Raw genomic sequence first — 18827 nt, 5'->3', positions numbered from 1 at the left:
GCCGGCCCGATCGAACACGAATCATCACGAGGAATCCCCATGTCTGAACAAGCGACTCAATTTGCCAACCTCGACGGCCGCGTTGCCCTGGTCACTGGCGCCTCGCGCGGCATCGGCGCGGCCATCGCCGATGCGCTGGTTGCCGCTGGGGCGACGGTCGTCGGCACGGCCACCTCGGAGAAGGGCGCGGCCGCCATCGACGAACGCCTGGGCGAGCGTGGCGCGGGCATGGCGCTGGACGTCACCGACGCCGAGCAGGTCGACGCGGTGATCAAGGCGATCGAGTCGCGCTTCGGGCCGGTCGCCGTGCTGGTCAACAACGCCGGCATTACCCGCGACACGCTGCTGATGCGCATGAAGGAGGACGACTGGGACGCCATCATCCAGACCAACCTCACGTCGGTGTTCCGCCTGTCGCAGAAGGTCATGCGTTCGATGGCCAAGGCCCGCTGGGGGCGCATCATCTCGATCGCCTCGGTGGTCGGCTCGATGGGCAACGCCGGGCAGACCAACTACGCGGCGGCCAAGGCCGGCATCATGGGCTTCTCCAAGTCGCTGGCCCGCGAGATCGGGCCGCGTGGCGTGACCGTCAACGTGGTCGCCCCCGGGTTCATCGAGACCGACATGACCCGCGATCTGCCGGAAAAGCAGAAAGAAGCGCTACTGGGCAACATCCCCAACGGCCGCCTGGGTCAGCCCGAGGAGATCGCCTCGGCGGTCCGTTTCCTGGCGGCGCCCGAGGCCGGCTACATCAACGGCCAGACCATCCACGTCAACGGCGGCATGTACATGGCATAAGCCCCGTCGCGGCGCGCCTTGCCGCGAATGGGCATTTTTATTTGGCCTGCCGGTCGGTTTTCACTAGAATGCCGGGCAGTGTTGGCCCGGAGTTGCCGGGCCAAAACGTTTAATTGAACAGTGTTTGTACCAGAAGAGGTTCGATACGAATGAGCACCGTTGAAGAACGCGTCAAGAAGATTGTTGTAGAGCAGTTGGGCGTCAAGGAAGAAGAAGTCACCAATGAAGCTTCATTCGTTGACGACCTCGGCGCGGATTCCCTGGATACCGTCGAGCTGGTCATGGCGCTGGAAGAAGAGTTCGAGTGCGAGATTCCGGACGAAGAGGCCGAGAAGATCACCACCGTTCAGCAGGCCATCGACTACGTCAATAACCACAAGGACGCCTGATTCGGCCCTTGTGCGTTTCGCAGGCCCTGGCCGGGTGTCCGGGCTTGTGAACTGAAAAACCGTGTTTCGGCCTTCTGCACAGGAGGTCGATCGCGGTTTTTTACTTGGTGGTGTCCACCAATCGAACTGGAAAGAACAGCATGAGCAAACGTCGCGTCGTGATTACCGGCCTCGGGCTGGTGACCCCGCTGGGGAACAACGTCAAGGATTCCTGGGACGGCATTCTCGCCGGCCGGTCGGGTGCGGCCCCCATCGATCGCTTCGACACCGACAAGATGGCGGTCAAGTTCGCCGCCATGGTGAAGGACTTCGATCCCACCGCGTTCATCCCCGCGAAGGACGTGAAGAAGATGGAGCCGTTTATCCATTACGCCCTGGGGGCGTCGATCGAAGCGATCGAGGACGCGGACCTGGTCAGCGACTCGCTCGATCTGGATCGGGTGGGCACCTTCATCGGTTCCGGCATCGGTGGGCTGGGTGGCATCGAGCGCAACACGCTCGCCCTGGAAAACCAGGGGCCGCGACGCGTGTCGCCGTTCTTCGTCCCCGGCGCGATCATCAACATGGCCTCCGGTCAGCTGTCGATCCGCTACGGTTTCCGCGGCCCGAACCTCGCCACGGTCACCGCCTGCACCTCGGGCACCCACAGCATCGGCCAGGCCGCGCGCCTGATCGCCTACGGGGATGCCGACGTGATGATTGCCGGCGGTACCGAGGGCGCGGTCTCGCCGCTGGGCGTGGCCGGCTTCGCCGCGGCGCGGGCGCTGTCCACCCGTAACGACGATCCCGAACGCGCCTCGCGCCCCTGGGACCGCGACCGCGACGGCTTCGTGCTGGGCGAGGGCGCCGGCGTGATGGTGCTCGAGTCGCTCGAGCACGCCCAGGCCCGTGGTGCGCGCATCTACGGCGAGCTCAAGGGCTTCGGCATGAGCTCGGATGCCTACCACATGACCCTGCCGGCCACCGACGGCAACGGTGCCCGCCGCTGCATGGACGCCGCGCTCAAGGACGCGGGCCTGTCCCCGGCCGACATCGATTACATCAACGCCCACGGCACGTCCACGCCGGCGGGCGATGGCACCGAGGTGCATGCGATCAAGTCGCTATTCGGCGACCAGCCGGTCAACTGCCCGGTCAGTTCGACCAAGTCGATGACCGGCCACCTGCTGGGCGCGGCCGGCGGCATCGAGGCGGTGTTCTCGGTGCTGGCCCTGCGCGACCAGATCCTGCCGCCGACCATCAACCTCGACAACCCCTCCGAGGACTGCGACCTCGACTTCGTGCCGCACGAGGCGCGCCGCGTCGAGGGTTTCGAGGTGGCGATGTCCAACTCGTTCGGCTTCGGCGGCACCAACGGCACGCTGATCTTCGGCCGCTCGGTCGACTGATGGCCACGGTGCGGCGTTCGATCGCATCTGGCTTTCGGCGGTCTCCTCAAAGACCGTCGACATGGCACATCCCTCGTTCACCGTTTGCCTGAACCGCCCGTGAGCCCACCCGTCATTCATCGCCTCAACGATGACCCGCAGCGGGTACCGCCACCGCTCGCGGTGGTGCTGGCCCATGCGGGGGATCGCGCGAGCCACCTGTTCGAAAGCGTGACCGCCGGTGGCCCGCTGAGCCGCTGGTCGATCCTGTTTTCCGCGGTCGACGAACGGCTCCGCGCCCCGGCAACGCCGGCAAGCGACGAGCCCCGCTTTCTCGAGCGTTTCCAGCAGGCCGTCTCGCGTCACCAGCCGTTGCCGGCATCGTTCGATGCCAGTGACTGGCTGGCGTCGCAGAACCTGCCAGCGGAATTTCCCTTCCTTGGTGGCTGGAGCTTCTTCCTCGCCTACGAGATGGCCGCCGAGATCGAGCCTACCCTCGACCTGCCGGCCTTCGCCCTCGGCGCCGAGAGCGGCTTTCCGCGCGCGATCGCCGAATATCACCCGGCCGCCCTGGTGCGGGATCACGTGACCGGCGAGGACATCGTCGTGCACGATGGCAGCGCCCGGGGCGAGGCATTCGCCGGGGCCCTGATCACGGCCTGGCAACAGGCCCGTGGCGCAGCCGGCAGCGATCGTGGCGGCACGGTGGAGCTGGCCGAACTCCAGGCCCCGGCGGGGGCGCCGCACCACGAGCGGGTGGCGAAGGTGCGCGACTACCTGTTCGCCGGCGACGTCTTCCAGGCCAACCTGTCGCATGCCTGGCGTTTCCGACTGGCCCTCGGGGTGTCGTCCGCGGCGGTCTACGATGCCTTGTGTCGCCGCAACCCCGCCCCGTTCGCCGCCTGGTATCGCCAACCCGAGGGCGAGATCGTCAGTTCCTCGCCGGAGCGATTGCTGCGCGTGGCCGACGGACGCGCCGAGACCCGGCCAATTGCCGGCACCCGCCGACGCGACCCGGACCCGGTGCGCGACCGCGAGCTGATCGAGCAGCTCCAGGCCCACCCCAAGGAGCGTGCCGAGCACGTCATGCTCATCGATCTGGAGCGCAACGATCTCGGCCGGGTCTGCGAGCCCGGCTCGGTGCAGGTCGACGAGTTGATGGTGGTCGAGTCCTACGCCCAGGTACACCACCTGGTCTCGAACGTGGTCGGGCGACTGCCGGCGGCCGCCTCGCCACTGGCCGCCCTGGCGGCGTGCTTTCCCGGCGGCACCATTACCGGTTGCCCGAAGGTGCGCTGCATGGAGATCCTTGCCGAGCTCGAGCAAACCGGGCGTGGGCCGTACACGGGAAGCCTGGGCTACTTGAGCAATCACGGCCGGATGGACAGCAACATCCTGATTCGAAGCCTGTTCCTCGCCCCGGACGGGCAGGGAGAGTTCCGCACCGGCGGCGGCATCGTGGCCGACTCCGACCCGGCGCGCGAACTCGACGAGACCTACCAGAAGGCCCGCGGCGTACTTGATGCCCTGGGCGGCGAGGCAGCGTTGGCGGCCGGGGTGCCGGTCGGATGAACGCGGCCGGGTTTGCCGTCAACGACCGGGGCTGCGCCTTCGGCGATGGCCTGTTCGAGACGCTGTTCGTCCACGAGGGGCGAGTGGCCCGGCTTGACGATCACCTCGCCCGGCTGCGTTGCGGGCTGTCGCGACTCGGCCTGCCCGAGCCGTCCGGAGACCAGGTGCTCGCGGTGCTCGACGAGGCGATCAAGACCGGGGCGAGCGATCACGGGACAACCGGGGTGTGCAAGCTCGTGGTCACCGCCGGTAGCGGCCCGCGTGGCTACCGGCGTCCCGAGCAACCCGCGCTGACGGTGACGGCTACCGTCGGGCCGCTGCCGCCGGTGCCGACGGAACCACTGGCGCTCGACCCGGTACCGGTGATCGTGGAGGGCGTGACCGCGTTGCGCGGTCTCAAGCACCTCAACCGCCTCTCGCAGGTGCTTGCCCAGCAGTCGCTGCCCGCGGGACGGCGCGAGGGGCTGATGCTCGACCCGGCCGGGCGCGTGGTTTCCGGTACGATGGGCAACCTGTTCTGGCGCGAACGCGGGGGCTGGCATACCCCGCCGTTGGTTGGCGGGGCCATTGCCGGCACGCGCCGTGCCTGGTGGATCGAGACGCTGGACGCGCGGGTGACCCCCTGCGCCCCGGGCCGACTTGCCCTGGCCGAGGCGGCCTTTCTCTGCAACGCCGTCTCGGCCTGGCGACCGGTCGGCTGGTTGCTCGGGCGGGCGCTGCCCGACGTCGATGGCCCACCCGCCGACGGGCTCGAATCGGTGGCAGGCTGCTGGCAGCCACCGGCGGGGGCAATGCGCCCCCGACAGAACCCGTGGCCGGCGACCTTGTCCGAGGCCATGGCCGACAGTTGCTGGGGGCGGGTTGCCCTCGCGGAGTCCGGCGCCCCCTGCGAGGCGGCGTGCCCGACCCCACCGTCACCCCAATCGATCGAGCGTTAGGAGTTCTGGATGCGGCGAGCCATCGGAGTGTTCTTGATCTGGGCAGCCGGCATGGGCTTGCTCGCGGGCCTGTTGGTCGGAACGGGACTGGCCGTGCATTACTGGCAGAAACCGCTTGCCGAGGCGCCGACCACGCTCACCGTGGAACCGGGGCAGTCCATGCCGGCCATCGCCGCGGCCATCCACGAGGTGCAGCCGGCCATCCCGACGCGCGTGATCGACTGGACCGCGCGCTTTCGGGGCCAGGCACGCTCGATCCAGGCGGGCGAGTACGAGGTGCGACCCGACGACCGATTGGCGTCCCTGCTCGATCGGATGGTCGCCGGTGACGTGATCGAATACCGGTTCACCGTGCCGGAAGGCGTCACCGCGCAGGCCTTTCTCGACCAGCTGGCCGAGGCGCCGCGTATCCGGCGCACGCTCGACGAACTGACGCCGTCGGCAGTGATTGAGGCGCTCGATCTGCCGGTGGAGCACCTCGAGGGCTGGCTGTTCCCGGATACCTACCAGTACCCGTCCGGCACCACCGACCGGGCGCTGATCCAACGCGCCTTCGACCAGATGCGCGAGGCGCTGGACGCCGCCTGGGCGGCCCGAGCGGACGACCTGCCGCTGGAGGACCCCTACGAGGCCCTGATCCTCGCCTCGGTGATCGAGAAGGAAACCGGGCTGTCGGGCGAGCGTGGCGAGGTCGCCGGCGTGTTCGTCAATCGGCTCAAGCGCGGCATGCGCCTGCAGACCGACCCCACCGTGATCTACGGCATGGGCAAGGACTACGACGGACGCCTGTACAGCCGGCACCTGCGCGAGGACACGCCTTACAACACCTACACCCGCGACGGGCTGCCGCCGACACCGATCGCCTTGCCGTCGAGCGCCTCGCTGGCGGCCGCGACCCGGCCGGCCGAGACCGATGCGCTGTACTTCGTGGCCGACGGTAGCGGCGGGCACGCGTTCTCGCGCACGCTCAAAGAACACAACCGCGCCGTGGCGCGTTGGCGGGCGATCAAGCGAGAACAGGGAGAACGCCCATGACCGCCGCCACCTCGCCGCGTTTCGTTACCCTCGAGGGGCTGGAAGGGGCGGGCAAGTCGACCGCCATGGCCTTCGTGCGTGGCTGGTTCGAGGCCCGTGGCGAGACGGTGCTCTGCACTCGCGAGCCGGGCGGCACCCCACTGGCCGAGGAGTTGCGCGCGGTGCTCAAGGCCGTACGCGAGGAGCCGGTAGCCGCTTCGACCGAGCTCTTGTTGATGTTTGCGGCGCGTGCCCAGCACGTCGAGCGGGTGATCCGTCCGGCCCTCGCGGCCGGGAAGGTGGTGGTCTGCGATCGCTTTACCGATTCCACCCGCGCCTACCAGGGCGCTGGCCGCGGGCTGTCGATGGCGACCATCGACCAGTTGGCCGAGGTGGCACACGCGGGTTGTGACCCCGGGCTCACGCTCTGGCTGGACGTGCCGGTGGCGCTGGGGCTCGAACGGGCGGCGAGCCGCGAGGCCGCCGATCGATTCGAGCAGGAGACGCTCGATTTCTTCGAGCGCGTGCGTGACGGGTTCGAGGCACTCAGCGAGCGCGAACCCGCGCGGTTCCGGCGGGTGGATGCCACGCGCGCCCTCGACGAGGTGCGTGCCCAAATCGAGACCGAACTGGAGGCAGCGCATGGCGGTTGACGCACCGGAAGGCAATCTCTCGGGCCTGGCCGAGCAGCGGTTGGTCAGCGATCCGGCCACCATCCGCAGCGCCGGCTGGCTGAACGATGCCTGGGCGCAGCTCGAGCGGATGATTGCCGCCGGGCGCCTGCCGCACGGGCTGCTGCTGCATGGCCGTCTGGGCGCGCCCATGACCGCGCTGCTCGAGACGCTGGCGCGCCGCCTGATCTGCGAGGCGCCCCGCGAAGGCTGGCCCTGCGGCGAGTGCCCGGCCTGTCGCCAGGCCGAGCAGGGCAGTTTTCCCGACCTGCATCGGCTGGCCGACGATCCCGATCACCGCGATATCCCGGTCGATGCCATCCGCGCCCTGATCGACGGGGCGTTCATCACCCGGTACGGCCGCATGCGGCTGGTCCTGGTCGAGCGTATCGAACGGCTCAACCGCGCCTCCGGCAACGCCCTGCTAAAGCTCCTCGAGGAACCGCCGGAATCGATGCAGTTCCTCTGCACGGTCGAGCAGGTCGACCGGTTGCTGCCCACGATCCGTTCGCGGTTGCAGCGGGTGCGCCTGCGCGAGCCGAGACCCGACGAACTGGCCGCCTGGTGGCGGCAGGCCACGGGGTGTTCGCCCGAGCGGGCCGAGTTGCTGGCCTTTATCGACGATCCCACCCTGGTCGACGGCACGGACCCCACCTTCGATTGGCAGGCGGTAGCGCAGGCGTGGGTGCGGCTGGCCGAGGAGCCCCGCTCGCCGCTTGCCGCCATCGCCCCGTGGCTGGCCACGCCACGCCCGGTGCTGGCCCGTTGGCTGTTGCGGCTTTGGCCGGCCGTCGCCCGCCGCCAGGCCGGGCTGACCGACACGGTGCCGGCCGCCCTGCTGCCGATGCTCGATCGTCTGGCTCGTGCCCACGACGGCGAGCAATGGCTCGCGGTGCAGACCCGACTGATCCAGTTCGCCCGCGAGGCGGGGCACCCGCTGCACCCCGAGCTTTCGGTCGAGCAGCTGGCACTGGACCTGGTCGACCCGCGTCTGGCTCGGCGTCTCGAGCCGGTCGGCTGACTTCGGCCTACCGGCGATTCCCGGTAGACTTCGGACTGGATTACTGACCCACGACCCGGCCGGCGCCCCACGCGCGGACGGGTCGACAACCGTGTGACGAGGTAGCGTGCAATGGCAGCAGGAGGCGGCCTGGGTGGAGGCATGATCCACCACAACATCCCGGACAAGGACACGCTCTACAAGTCCTACATGCCGTTCGTGAAGAACGGCGGGTTGTTCATCCCGGGGCACACCCACATCCCGATGGGCAAGGAGATCTTCCTGACCCTGACCCTGATGGGCAGCCCCGAGCGGTTGGCCGTGGCCGCCAAGGTGATCTGGGTCACCCCGCAGGGCGCGCAGGGCGGCAAGGTGGCCGGCATTGGCGTGCAGTTCGGTCGCATGGACCAGGGCCGCACGCGCCAGCAGATCGAGACCTACCTCGCCGGCGCGCTGGAAAAGGAAACGCCGACCTACACCATGTGACGCGCCGCCGCGCGCCGATCGCTGTTATCTCTCTCGGAGCACCATGCAACTGTTCGACTCGCACTGCCACCTCGACCGGGTGGAGCTCGACGCCTTCGACAACGACTTCGACCGCTTCATGCATACCGCCTGGCTGGAATCGGTCACGCGGATGCTGTGCGTGTCGATCAAGCCGTCGACCTGGCCGGCGATGACCGACCTGGTCTCGCCGTACCTTGCCGGCAACCCCGAGCGGCGCACTGAGCGTCCCGAGGTGTTCCTCTCCTACGGCCTGCATCCCACGGACGATGCCGGCGCGGTAATCCCGGCCGACGAGCTGGTGCGCGCGATCCGCGATGACCGGCACGCCGATTCCATCGTCGCGGTCGGCGAGACCGGGCTCGACTACTTCCACTGCCAGGAAGGCGAGCGCTGGCAGCACGATCGCTTCGTCAATCACATCGAGGCGGCCAAGGCGGTGGGCAAGCCGGTCATCATCCACACCCGCGGAGCCCCGGGGGACACGATGGACGTGCTCGAGCGCGAGCACGCCGAGGAATGCGGCGGGGTGATGCACTGTTTCGCCGAGGACTGGGAAACCGCGCGCCGCGCGCTGGACCTCGGCTTCTACATCTCGTTTTCCGGCATCGTGACGTTCAAGTCGGCCGCCGCGCTACGCGAGGTGGCGAAGAAAGTGCCCGGTGACCGGATCCTGATCGAGACCGATTCGCCGTATCTCTCACCGGTCCCGTACCGCGGCAAGCCCAACAACCCCATCCGGGTGCGGCATGTTGCCGAGATGCTGGCCGACCTGCGCGGCGAGAGCCTGCCGGAAATGGCGACCCGGTCACGCGAAAACGCCCAGCGCTGGCTGGGGCTGGCGACCGGCTGACGCCCCGGGCGGCAACGCGCAAGGGAAGCTCTGCACGAATGCCATGCCACTCTGGCTTGGCGAGTCGTTCGTGATCAAGGCGCGATGTCGCCGGCGTGCCGGTGGCCACGTCAAGGCATCGCAACGCGGAGCACGGGCGACTCGCCAAGCCCCGCCGGGCGCGCCTTGAGCCGGGCATATGCTGCGTTGTCGTCCTTGGAAAGAGAATGACTCTTCCGCGGCGGACGAGCGCCTTGCACCTGCCCGGCTCAAGGCACGCAGAGCGGTATGGCATTCGTGCAGAGTTTCCCAAGTGAAGAAGGGCCCCCGTGTCTGACGTGAGGGCCCTTTTCCTGTCTGGGGAGTAACTCCTAGTCGGCGGCGGATTAGTTGCTGGCCACCCGCAGCTCCTGGCCGGGCTTGAGGGCGGCGTCGGGACCGATGCGGTTGAGCGCGGTCAATTCCTCGACGGTGGTGGAGAACCGCTGGGCCAACTGCCAGAGCGTGTCGCCCGGCTGGACCACGTACTTCGAGGGGGCGCCCTGGTCGTCACTGGCCATCGTCGCACCGATGATCACCTTGTCGCCCGGGCGCAGGACCGGGTTGTCGCCGTAGGCGTTCATGCGCCGCAACTCGGCGAGCTTGACGCCATGCTGGCGCGAGATCGCCCAGAGCGATTCGCCCGGCTGGACGGTGTGCGTGCGGGCGTTGCCCGAGGCGATCGCGCGATCCACGCGCCCGGTCGGGACCAGGATGACCTGGCCGGGGCGGGCCACCGCGTCCTGGCGGCGGTTGATCGCGAGCAGCTCGTCGACCGAACTGCCATAGCGTTGCGCCACGCGGTAGAAGCTGTCGCCGCGCACGAAGGTGTAGCGCTGCCAGTCCTCGGCGGCGCTGGCCGCGGAGTTGAGCGTGTCGACGTCGAAGCGCCCGCGTGCCTCGCGCGGCACGAGCAGTTGCCGTGGCGTGTCGCCGGTGATCGAGCGACCGAAGCCCGGGTTGAGGCGATAGAGCTCGTCGTGGTCCATGCCGGTCAGATCGGCCAGCTTGACCAGGCTGACGGAGCGATCGAGTTCGACCTGGGCGAGCGCGGGACGGTTCTCGATCGCGTGCGGGGTAAAGCCGTACTTCTCCGGTTCGGAGAAGATGCGCACCAGCGCGAACAGCCGGGCGGGGTAGTCCTGGGTCTCCTTGCGAATCTGCTTGAGGCTCCAGAAATCCGTGGGCCGGCCACGCTGCTCGTTTTCCCGGATGGCGTTGAGCAGGGTGCCCTGGCCGCCGTTGTAGGCGGCGATCACGGTGGGCCAGTCGTCGTCGAACATGCCGCGCAACTGGCTGAAATAGGTCACGGCCGCGTCGGTGGAGGCCTCGATGTCGCGACGGCCGTCGTAGAAGGCATCGCGATCCAGCCCGAAGTAGGTGCCGGTCGACGGGATGAACTGCCAGATGCCGGCCGCCGAGCTCGATGACAGGGCCTGCGGCAGGTAGGCGCTCTCCACGATCGGCAGTAGGGTCAGCTCCAGGGGCAGGTTCGCCGCCTCGAGTTTCTCCACGATCATGTAGAGATAGGGTTCGGCGCGCTGGCTGACCTCGCGCAGGTACTCCGGGTGGCGGGCGTAGCGGCGGATCTCGGCGTCCACCCGCGCGTTGTCCGGTATCGGTAGCGTGAAGCGGCTGGCGACCGCGCCCCACAGGTCGTGGCGGTGATCGGTGGCCGGTTCGCCGTCGCCTCCCTGGCGGCTGATCGCCGGCAGGGTGGAGAAGCCCGGCCGGCTGGACTCGCGCGCCTCACTGCCATCACGGTCGGCGGGTGGCACGAGTGCGGCACAGCCGTGCAGGAGCAGGACGAGCGCCGGCAGGAGCAGGCCACGCAGCAGCCGGGTCGGCAGTTGGGTCGGCAGTCGGGTGGTTAGCGCGGGAAGGGAGTGGCTTGGCATTCGTGCAGGATTCCTTCAGCGGGTCACAGGCGGGCCAGGCCGTCGAAGTCGTCTTTCCAGTGGCGCAACTGGGCGAAGGCCTCGATGTCGTTCTCGATGGTCTCCCCGACGTAGGCCTCCACCGCCCGGCGCAGCACCGGCTCGCGGATGCGCAGAAACGGGTTGGTGCGTTTCTCGAGATCCATCGAGGCGCTGGCCGTCGGCTCTCCTTTCGCGCGCATGGCGGCAACCTCGCGCACCCGGGCGGCGATGTCGGCGTTGTCGGGCTCGGCGTGCGCGGCGAACCGCAGGCTGTCGGTGGTGTACTCGTGACCGCAGTAGATCGTCGCCCCGTCACCGATCGCATCGGCCGCGTCGGCCAGCCGGTCGAGCGAGTGCAGCATCTGCGCCGCGGTGCCCTCGAACAACCGTCCGCAACCGGCGGTGAACAGGGTGTCGCCGCAGAAGATCGCCTGACCGTTGATGAAGCTCAAGTGATCCTGTGTGTGGCCCGGCGTGGCCATGACCGCGAATTCGCCCACCTGGGGAATCGTGAACCGGTCGCCTTCGCCGACGACGGTGTCGACCCCGACGCGTCGGCAGCTGTCCGGGCCGTAGACCGGCATCGGGAACCGCCGGGTCAGCTCGCCGAGCCCCTGCACGTGGTCGCCATGGTGATGCGTGATCAGGGTGGCCACGGGGTTAAGACCGCGTGACTCGATCGCCTCGATGATGGGGCCGGCCTCGCCGGCATCCACGATCACGGTGGCGCGATCCGCCCCCTCGATCAGCCAGACGTAGTTGTCCGCGAGGACGGGAATGCAATGGATGGTCGGGGCGGTTACAGTGCTCATGCCGGCATGGTAACGCAGTCTGACGAGGGCAAGGAATGCCTTTGTGGGCATGTTGGCAACCCCATTCTCGCTGCAGGGACGCGGCTCGATGGACAACCTTTCCCTTGATGACGGGCGGCAGTCGCCCCGGTCATGTCGACCGACCAACCGGCACGGCTCGCCCGGGTCGTGTGATCGCCACGGAAACGAACCGCGCCAGGGCAAACCGATCGCCGCCCGTTGGCTCCTGGCCGGCTGGGCGGGTGGCGCGCTGCTCGCCTGGTTCTTGCCCTGGCCGCTGCTGGTCGCGTCGGGTCTTGGTGCCGATGACGGGGCGTGGCCGGTACGAATCGTGGCCCATGCGTTGGCCCTCGGGGTGGTTGCCGCGGCGCTGTGGGTCAGAGGAAAGGGGCGCAATGGTCCGGCCTTGCTGGCGATGGCCCTCGCGGGCGCGCTGCACACCCTGGTGCCGGTCGGGGCGTTGCTGGGCCAGACGCCGACGTTCGACGATCGCGTGGATTGTCATATCGACGGCGCCGTCGTCGGGCTGGTCGATGACCGCGCCGATCGACGTCGGTTCACTTTCGCCATCCAGGCAGCCGAGCCGGCCGATCACGGCAATGATCGCGCCGGCTCGATCTGCCGGCAGTTGCCATCGGGCGGGCGGCTCAAGCTCAGCGATTACACGCCGCCGGACGAGCGGGGCGGTCTGGTCGCCGGCACCCGCTACGCGCTCACGGCCCGTCTCAAGCCATTGCGAGGCCATGCCAACCCGGGCGGCTTCGATTACCGTCGTTACCTGTTTCGCCACCAGATCCTTGCCACCGGCTACCTACGCGATCGCCAGCCGCAGGCCCTCGGGGCGGCAAACGGGTGGCGGGCACGGGTCGATCGTTGGCGAGCCGGTGCCCGCGAGCGCCTGAAATCGGGGCTGGCGGCCGTCGCGGCGCCGGATGACTCGCTGGAGGCAGGCGCGGCGTTGTTGCATGGCCTGGCCCTGGGGGATCGCGGCGAGCTGAGTGACGAGCAGTGGGAGCTGCTGCTGGCTTCGGGCACCAACCACCTGCTCGCGATTTCGGGGTTGCACGTGGGCATGGTGGCGGCGCTGGCCGCCTGGTGGCTGCGAATGCTCTGGGGGCGATTGCCGATCAGCCGCGGCATGCCCGCCCAGCGGGTGGCGGCATTGGCCGCCGTCATCGCCGCCTGGGCCTACGCGCTGATCGCCGGGCTGTCGATTCCCACCCTGCGAGCCGCCCTGATGCTCACGGTGCTGCTGCTTGGCGTGTTGATGCAGCGGCGCTGGCGCCTGCTCGACCTGTGGCTGGTCGCCTTCATCCTCGTGCTCGCCATCGACCCGTTCGCCCCGCTGGACATGGGGTTCTGGCTGTCGTTTGCCGCCGTGCTGCTGATCATCGTGCTCGTTCGCGGGCGCGATGCCCTTTGGCGCCCCTGGGAGCTGCTCCGCCTGCAATGGCTGCTCACGCTGGGGCTGCTCCCCCTGACCTGGGGGCTGTTCGATCGGGTGGCCTTCGCCTCCTTGCCGGCCAACCTCGTTGCCGTGCCGTTGGTCTCGATGCTGATCACGCCGCTCGCCCTGTTCAGCCTGGGCCTGGCCACGATCAGTCCCGCATTGGCCGCCTGGCCCATCGGGTTGATCAACGCGCTGGGCGCCGGGTTGTTCGCGGTCCTCGGGTGGCTGGTCGACGTCTTCCCCGACTCGAATCACGGCGCCCGGGGCGCTCGCGCTCGGTCTGTTTGCGTTTGGCGTGATCTGGTTGGGGTTGCCGCGTCGCTTTCCGGGCCAGTGGCTGGCCATTCTGCTCTTGCTGCCGGCGATTCTCGTGGGGCCGTCGCGACCGGCGACCGGGGAGTTCACGGCGGTGGTGCTCGACGTCGGGCAGGGCGCGGCGGTCCTGTTACGCACCGCGCGGCACGACCTGCTCTACGATGCCGGGCCCCGGCATGGCCGCTTCGACACCGGCGAGGCAATCGTGCTGCCGGCGCTGCGGGCGGTGGGCGTGACCCGGCTTGATCGCATCGTGATCAGTCACGCGGCCATGGATCATGCCGGCGGGCTTGCCTCGATACGCCAGGCGTTTCCGGACGCGACCGTGATCGGCCTGTCCGGCGATCGGTTCGCCGGCAGCGGGGAGGGGCGTGAGTGCCGGCACGGCGAGCGGTGGCACCTCGATGGGGTGGTGTTCAGGCTGCTGCGTGCGCCGCTTGGTTCGGCCAACGACCGTTCCTGCGTGTTGCGGGTGGAGGGGGCGTCCGGGTCATTGCTCTTGACCGGCGATATCGAGGCGGCGGCCGAGCACTGGCTGCGGCGCCACGCGCGAGTGAAGGCCGATGCCGTGCTGGTACCGCATCACGGGTCGGCGAGCTCATCGACGCCCGGTTTCGTCGAGGCCACCGGTGCCCGTCATGCACTGGTCAGTGCCGGGTTCCTCAACCGCTGGGATCATCCGCGCGATTCCGTGGTGTCCCGCTGGCACGCGTCGGGGGCCTCGGTCTGGCGTACCGATCGACATGGGGCGTTGTGGATCGAAAGCGGCGAGTTGCGCACCGAGCGGTCCGAGCGCTGGCCATTTGCCTGGCGCCGACCGACGGCGATGCCGGGCGTGGAGAGCCCGTGATCGCCCGCGATTTGTTGTCATGCCCCCGGCTGGTGGCATGACTTCTGCTAACCTCTGCTAACGAAATCACCATATCCCGGTGCCCTGTCTTAGAGTGGTGTCGGGATCGAGTGCGCCGTCGACGTGACAAGTTCACGGTCGGATGGCGCCCAATGGCCACGGAATCGGCTGAATGGGGCAGGGAGGCATGGCCCGCGAGGTAACACCGGTCCCCGATGAAATCGACCAGCCTGTATTCCGAGGAGCAGATCCGTGCCGCCGAGCAGTACCTCAAGGAGGTCGGCGCGGATGACATGAGCCTCGACAATCGCAACGGCCGCAGCGGCCGGCCGGAATCGGTGCGTGCGCTGAGCCCCGACGAGCGGGGTATCCGTATCCTCGAGGGTGTCTATCTCGACTTCTTCGCCAAGGACCGCCTGGCCCTGATCGTGCCGCGCTACACGCAGCAGTTGCCCCTGACCTGGATCAAGGAGGGCGCCCGCCTGGTCATCATGCGCCGTTTCGCCGACGAGAATCTGGGCATCCGCCAGATCATCGAGGGGTTGGTCACCAAGACCACCGAGGCCCGGCGTGATGACGACCCCAACCAGGGGGTCGTGCTGATCATGCAGATCAATCGCCAGCGCCAGTTCGAGCCTGGCGAGAATCCCGGCTGACTTCACCTCGCCATGTCGTGCTGAGCCGATCGATCCGACGGCTTGTCAATTCCAGCTCACTGACCTATTGATGGGTGTCAGGTCTCGTTGAACGAACGGACACGGGTCGTGCGCCGTGGACGAGACCGGGAACCGAGCGGAGGAATCGCCATGAGCAGTCGGGATGAACTGATCGAAAAGTACGCCGAAGAGATTCAGGAGAAGTGCGGGGAAACACCGGATCGTGACTTGCTGGAGCGCGTGGTCGTCGGCCTTGGGCCGGCGGTCTACAACGCCGATGCGTCGATTGTTGCGGCAAGCGACGAGAGCGAGCTCGAGAGCATCAAGAAGAATTTCCTGGTCAAGAAGCTCGGCCTGACCGATGGGCCGGACCTGGACGCGGCGCTCGACAAGGTGTTCGAGCAGTACGGTCGGTCCAACCGTCACAAGTACCGGGCCGTGGTCTACTACCTGCTTACGCGCCACTTCGGTCGCGAGGCGGCCTACGCCTGAACCCGCAACCTCGGCACCACAACAAAAAACCCCGGCCTGCGAACAGGTCGGGGTTTCTTCGTTTCACGGCTACCGGAAGTTGACCGTGATCAGTCGTCCAGGCTCAGTGCCGGGTAGACGCCGTTCTCGTCGTGAACCTCGCGGCCGGTCAGCGGCGGGTTGAACACGCAGATCAGGCGCATGTCCTCGCTGCCGCCGCGCAGGTAATGCTTGTCGGCGGCCGGATCATTGAGGAGATACATCATGCCGTCGCGGATCGGGTAGGTGACATCGTTGTTGATGTCGTGGATCTCGCCGTTGCCACCCACGCAGTAGACCGCCTCGATGTGGTTCTGGTAGTGGATGAAGGTCTCCGTGCCGGCACGGATGATGGTGTCGTTGTAGGAGAAGCCGACCTTGTCGTCGGCGAGGATCAGACGGCGGCTGACCCAGTTGCCGTTTTCCGCTTCGACTTCGCGGTCGGTGCCGATGATGTCCCGGTCAAGATAACGTACGAGCATGGTGAACTCCGTTACGGGTAGAAAGGTAAAGGGGTAGGGGGCTAAAACACGGCCCCGCGCGAGGGCGGGGCCGAATGACGTTGAAGCCGGCCGACAGGCTTAGCCCTGGTAGGCGGCCGCGGCGGCGTCGACGGACTCGTCGAGGATGTCCAGGCCCTGGTTCAGCTCGGCCTCGCTGATCGTCAGCGGGGCGAGGAACTTGATCACCTGGTCGTCGGCGCCGGCGGTCTCCGCCAGCAGGCCGCGCTTGAAGGCCTCTTCCGAGATCTTGTTGCAGAACTCGTCCTTCTCGGACTCCAGGCCCCAGATCATGCCCAGGCCGCGCACGTCGGAGATCAGGTCCTTGTGGCGCTCGGCGATGGCGCGGAAGCGCTTCTCGACCTTCTCGCCCTTGGCGACGATCTCCTTGGAGAACTCGTCGGTGTCCCAGCGCTCCAGCGCGGTCGCGCCGGCGACGAAGGCCAGCGAGTTGCCGCGGAAGGTGCCGGTGTGTTCGCCCGGCGACCACTCGTCGATTTCCGGACGCATCAGGACGATCGCCATCGGCAGGCCGGTGCCGATCGACTTCGAGATGGTGACGATGTCCGGCTTGATGCCCGCACGCTCGAAGCTGAAGAAGTTGCCGGTCCGGCCGTTGCCGACCTGGATGTCGTCGACGATCAGCAGGATGTCGAGGTCCTTGCACATCTTGTCGAGCTTCTGGAGCCACTCGACCGAGGCGACGTTGATGCCGCCCTCGCCCTGGATGGTCTCGACCACGATGCCCGCCGGCAGCTCGTAGCCCGAGCTCGCGTCCTCGTAGTACTGGCGCATCATGTCGATGCTGTCCATCTGGCCTTCGCCGGTCGGGTCGAAGTAGTTGTCGTACGGCATTTTGGTGACGTTCAGCGGCACGCCGTAGAAGTCGTCGTGATAGAACTCGTTGCCGGTGACGGCCAGGGCGCCCAGGGTGTGACCGTGGTAGGCGTTGGTAAAGGAGACGATCTTGGAGCGCTCCTTGACCTTGCGCGCCAGCTTCAGGGCCGTCTCGACGGCGTTGGTGCCGGTCGGGCCAACGAACTGGATCTTGTAGTCCAGGTCGCGGGGCTGAAGGATGGTCTCCTGCAGCTTCTTGATGAACAGGTACTTGGCGTCGGTCGCCTTGTCGAGCGCGTTGGTGACGCCGTCACGCTCGATGAAGTCGATGATGGCGCGCTTGATCGCCGGGTCGTTATGGCCGTAGTTCAGGGAGCCGGCGCCGCCGAAGAAGTCGATGTACGCCTTGCCGTGGTGGTCCCACATCGTGGCGTTCTTGGATTTGACGAAAATGGTCGGGAACGAGCGGATGTAACCGCGAACGTTGGACTCGTATTTCTCGAACAGGTCGATGTTCATCACAGGTCCTCGTCTTGAGCTTGAAAAAGAAATCGGGATCGAAAAGAAAATAGCACCGCCGGTGGGAATCGCACCGGGCGGTGATGTCGTTGATCAGAGATCGATGACGTAGAGGTCTTCCGGCTGATGGCCATCGCCGAGAAGCTCGCTGGAGAGATAGGGCTCGTTGCGGATCGAGCAGCCCAGCTTTTCGGCCCAGCGGGTGAACAGGGCCTGGGAGGCCGGATTGTCCGGGGCGATGGTCAGTTCGATGCGCTTGATGTCGCTGAACCAGTCGCGCTCCTGGAGGGCGCCGAGCAGGCGGGAGGCAACGCCCTGGCCGCGGGCCGAGGCATCGACGCCGATCTGCCAGACGAACAGGGTGTCAGGGTTGTCCGGCAGCCGATAGGCGGTGACGAAACCCACGAGGTCATCGCCGTTTTCCGCGATGGCGCAGGTCGAGCGGAAGTGGTCCGCAAGCAGGAAGTAGAGGTAGGCCGAGTTGAGGTCGAGCGTGCCCGCTCGTTGGATCAGTTGGTGAATCCGACCCCCATCCTCGAGGCGCGGTTCACGAAAATGAATCGTCATGCTTTTTTGCCTGTCCGCGTTCAGTTTCCAGCCGCGATCAGGTCCGTATAAGTGAGCGGCCATTATAGGGCATGAGGCGTAAAGCTCAACCGTTGAAGCCGTCCGCGAGCGGTTGGTAACCCGTCTGTAACGGCGCCGTCATGCGGTTTTCATCCCGGATTCGCCCGCGAGGAATCACTCGAGCGATTCCCGGGGTCGATCGGGGTGAACCTCACCGGTTTGCCGCATGCAAACGGCCGCATGGCGGGCCCAGAACTACTGGGTGGTCGGCGGCCCGTGGCGATGGAAGGTCAGCGGGAGATCGCCCGGCGGCAGGTGGGCGATGTCGGCCAGGGTGTAGCGGTCGAGCACCGCCCAGAAGGCCTCCAGCGCCTCGCCGAGCACAGGGGCCAACCGGCAGCTCGCCGCGATCCGGCAGTCCCCGGTCGTCGAGAAGCATTCGACCAGCTCCCAGTGGCCTTCCATGTCGCGGGCGACCGCCCCCAGCGAGATGGACGACTCGGCGCGGGCCAGCGCCAGACCGCCGCCCTTGCCGCGGCGCGCCTTGACGTAGCCGCGCGCGGCGAGGGCATTCGCCACCTTCATCAGGTGGTTGTAGGAAATCTCGAAGTAGTCGGCGATCTCGCGGATCTTCGGCAGGGCGATCGTTTCCTCGGCGTTTGTCCCCCGCGCGTTGTGTCGAGCGGCGTGATCGGCCAGGTACATCAGGAGTCGAAAGGCGAAATCGGTCTGTTGATTGAGCTGCATGGCGTCCATTCTCGGCGGTGG

At 67.5% G+C, this 18827-nt stretch carries 20 protein-coding genes; 14 read left to right on the top strand and 6 right to left on the bottom strand.

Going from position 1 to position 18827, the window contains the following annotated elements; all coding sequences use genetic code 11:
- The first annotated feature begins 39 nt into the window (after positions 1 to 39).
- The 10 genes from fabG to FAZ79_RS03595 all read left to right on the top strand — a co-directional run bounded on the left by fabG (position 40) and on the right by FAZ79_RS03595 (position 9106).
- Positions 40 to 798 carry a 3-oxoacyl-ACP reductase FabG gene (gene fabG / locus FAZ79_RS03640; protein WP_136866622.1) on the top strand — a complete coding sequence of 253 codons (759 nt, stop codon included), beginning with the start codon at positions 40 to 42 and terminating at the stop codon, positions 796 to 798.
- Between the two features lie 149 nt (positions 799 to 947).
- Positions 948 to 1187 carry an acyl carrier protein gene (gene acpP / locus FAZ79_RS03635; RefSeq protein ID WP_058575544.1) on the top strand — a complete coding sequence of 80 codons (240 nt, stop codon included), beginning with the start codon at positions 948 to 950 and terminating at the stop codon, positions 1185 to 1187.
- A 140-nt stretch (positions 1188 to 1327) separates the two neighbouring features.
- Positions 1328 to 2575, top strand: coding sequence for a beta-ketoacyl-ACP synthase II (gene fabF / locus FAZ79_RS03630; RefSeq protein WP_136866621.1), 1248 nt, complete (start codon positions 1328 to 1330; stop codon positions 2573 to 2575).
- Between the two features lie 99 nt (positions 2576 to 2674).
- Positions 2675 to 4126: a chorismate-binding protein gene (locus FAZ79_RS03625; protein WP_247709482.1), complete on the top strand. Its 1452-nt coding sequence runs from the start codon at positions 2675 to 2677 to the stop codon at positions 4124 to 4126.
- Complete coding sequence (locus FAZ79_RS03620; RefSeq protein WP_136866620.1) at positions 4123 to 5064, top strand: aminotransferase class IV; 942 nt, start codon at positions 4123 to 4125, stop codon at positions 5062 to 5064. The genes FAZ79_RS03625 and FAZ79_RS03620 overlap by 4 nt, the downstream gene beginning before the upstream one ends.
- Before the next feature lie 33 nt (positions 5065 to 5097).
- The gene (gene mltG, locus FAZ79_RS03615; RefSeq protein ID WP_169303556.1) at positions 5098 to 6099 is read left to right on the top strand and encodes an endolytic transglycosylase MltG; all 1002 of its coding nucleotides are present in this window, start codon (positions 5098 to 5100) and stop codon (positions 6097 to 6099) included.
- Positions 6096 to 6731, top strand: a complete 636-nt coding sequence (gene tmk / locus FAZ79_RS03610; RefSeq protein WP_136866618.1) for a dTMP kinase — start codon at positions 6096 to 6098, stop codon at positions 6729 to 6731. The genes mltG and tmk overlap by 4 nt, the downstream gene beginning before the upstream one ends.
- Positions 6721 to 7770 carry a hypothetical protein gene (locus FAZ79_RS03605; RefSeq protein WP_169303555.1) on the top strand — a complete coding sequence of 350 codons (1050 nt, stop codon included), beginning with the start codon at positions 6721 to 6723 and terminating at the stop codon, positions 7768 to 7770. The genes tmk and FAZ79_RS03605 overlap by 11 nt, the downstream gene beginning before the upstream one ends.
- Positions 7771 to 7881: 111 nt before the next feature.
- The gene (locus FAZ79_RS03600) at positions 7882 to 8235 is read left to right on the top strand and encodes a PilZ domain-containing protein (protein ID WP_136866616.1); all 354 of its coding nucleotides are present in this window, start codon (positions 7882 to 7884) and stop codon (positions 8233 to 8235) included.
- A gap of 43 nt (positions 8236 to 8278) precedes the next feature.
- Complete coding sequence (locus FAZ79_RS03595) at positions 8279 to 9106, top strand: TatD family hydrolase (RefSeq protein WP_136866615.1); 828 nt, start codon at positions 8279 to 8281, stop codon at positions 9104 to 9106.
- 365 nt (positions 9107 to 9471) lie between these two features.
- Here FAZ79_RS03595 and FAZ79_RS03590 read toward each other — a convergent pair whose 3' ends face one another.
- Positions 9472 to 11022 carry a LysM peptidoglycan-binding domain-containing protein gene (locus FAZ79_RS03590; protein WP_136866614.1) on the bottom strand — a complete coding sequence of 517 codons (1551 nt, stop codon included), beginning with the start codon at positions 11020 to 11022 and terminating at the stop codon, positions 9472 to 9474.
- Between the two features lie 23 nt (positions 11023 to 11045).
- Positions 11046 to 11855, bottom strand: a complete 810-nt coding sequence (gene gloB, locus FAZ79_RS03585; RefSeq protein WP_169303554.1) for a hydroxyacylglutathione hydrolase — start codon at positions 11853 to 11855, stop codon at positions 11046 to 11048.
- Positions 11856 to 11904: 49 nt separating this feature from the next.
- Between gloB and FAZ79_RS03580 the strand changes: the two genes are divergently transcribed.
- The 4 genes from FAZ79_RS03580 to FAZ79_RS03565 all read left to right on the top strand — a co-directional run bounded on the left by FAZ79_RS03580 (position 11905) and on the right by FAZ79_RS03565 (position 15618).
- Positions 11905 to 13866, top strand: coding sequence for a ComEC/Rec2 family competence protein (locus tag FAZ79_RS03580; RefSeq protein WP_136866612.1), 1962 nt, complete (start codon positions 11905 to 11907; stop codon positions 13864 to 13866).
- Entirely contained in the window at positions 13748 to 14470 is a 723-nt protein-coding gene (locus FAZ79_RS03575) for an MBL fold metallo-hydrolase (RefSeq protein ID WP_247709485.1), read from the top strand. The genes FAZ79_RS03580 and FAZ79_RS03575 overlap by 119 nt, the downstream gene beginning before the upstream one ends.
- Before the next feature lie 215 nt (positions 14471 to 14685).
- Positions 14686 to 15126: a hypothetical protein gene (locus tag FAZ79_RS03570; RefSeq protein ID WP_136866610.1), complete on the top strand. Its 441-nt coding sequence runs from the start codon at positions 14686 to 14688 to the stop codon at positions 15124 to 15126.
- A gap of 150 nt (positions 15127 to 15276) precedes the next feature.
- Positions 15277 to 15618, top strand: a complete 342-nt coding sequence (locus FAZ79_RS03565) for a DUF2853 family protein (RefSeq protein ID WP_136866609.1) — start codon at positions 15277 to 15279, stop codon at positions 15616 to 15618.
- Between the two features lie 89 nt (positions 15619 to 15707).
- Here the strand turns inward: FAZ79_RS03565 and FAZ79_RS03560 are convergent, their stop codons facing one another.
- From FAZ79_RS03560 to FAZ79_RS03545, 4 genes are all read right to left on the bottom strand, one after another.
- Positions 15708 to 16118 carry an ectoine synthase gene (locus FAZ79_RS03560; RefSeq protein ID WP_125198400.1) on the bottom strand — a complete coding sequence of 137 codons (411 nt, stop codon included), beginning with the start codon at positions 16116 to 16118 and terminating at the stop codon, positions 15708 to 15710.
- Positions 16119 to 16217: 99 nt separating this feature from the next.
- Positions 16218 to 17492, bottom strand: a complete 1275-nt coding sequence (ectB, locus tag FAZ79_RS03555) for a diaminobutyrate--2-oxoglutarate transaminase (RefSeq protein ID WP_197039214.1) — start codon at positions 17490 to 17492, stop codon at positions 16218 to 16220.
- 93 nt (positions 17493 to 17585) lie between these two features.
- The gene (gene ectA, locus FAZ79_RS03550; RefSeq protein ID WP_136866608.1) at positions 17586 to 18059 is read right to left on the bottom strand and encodes a diaminobutyrate acetyltransferase; all 474 of its coding nucleotides are present in this window, start codon (positions 18057 to 18059) and stop codon (positions 17586 to 17588) included.
- 255 nt (positions 18060 to 18314) lie between these two features.
- Positions 18315 to 18806: an Rrf2 family transcriptional regulator gene (locus tag FAZ79_RS03545; RefSeq protein WP_136866607.1), complete on the bottom strand. Its 492-nt coding sequence runs from the start codon at positions 18804 to 18806 to the stop codon at positions 18315 to 18317.
- Positions 18807 to 18827: the final 21 nt, after the last annotated feature.

The sequence above is a fragment of the Guyparkeria sp. SB14A genome (assembly GCF_005096345.1).
Taxonomy (GTDB): Bacteria; Pseudomonadota; Gammaproteobacteria; order Halothiobacillales; family Halothiobacillaceae; genus Guyparkeria; species Guyparkeria hydrothermalis.
This window is presented reverse-complemented; position numbering and strand designations above follow the sequence as displayed.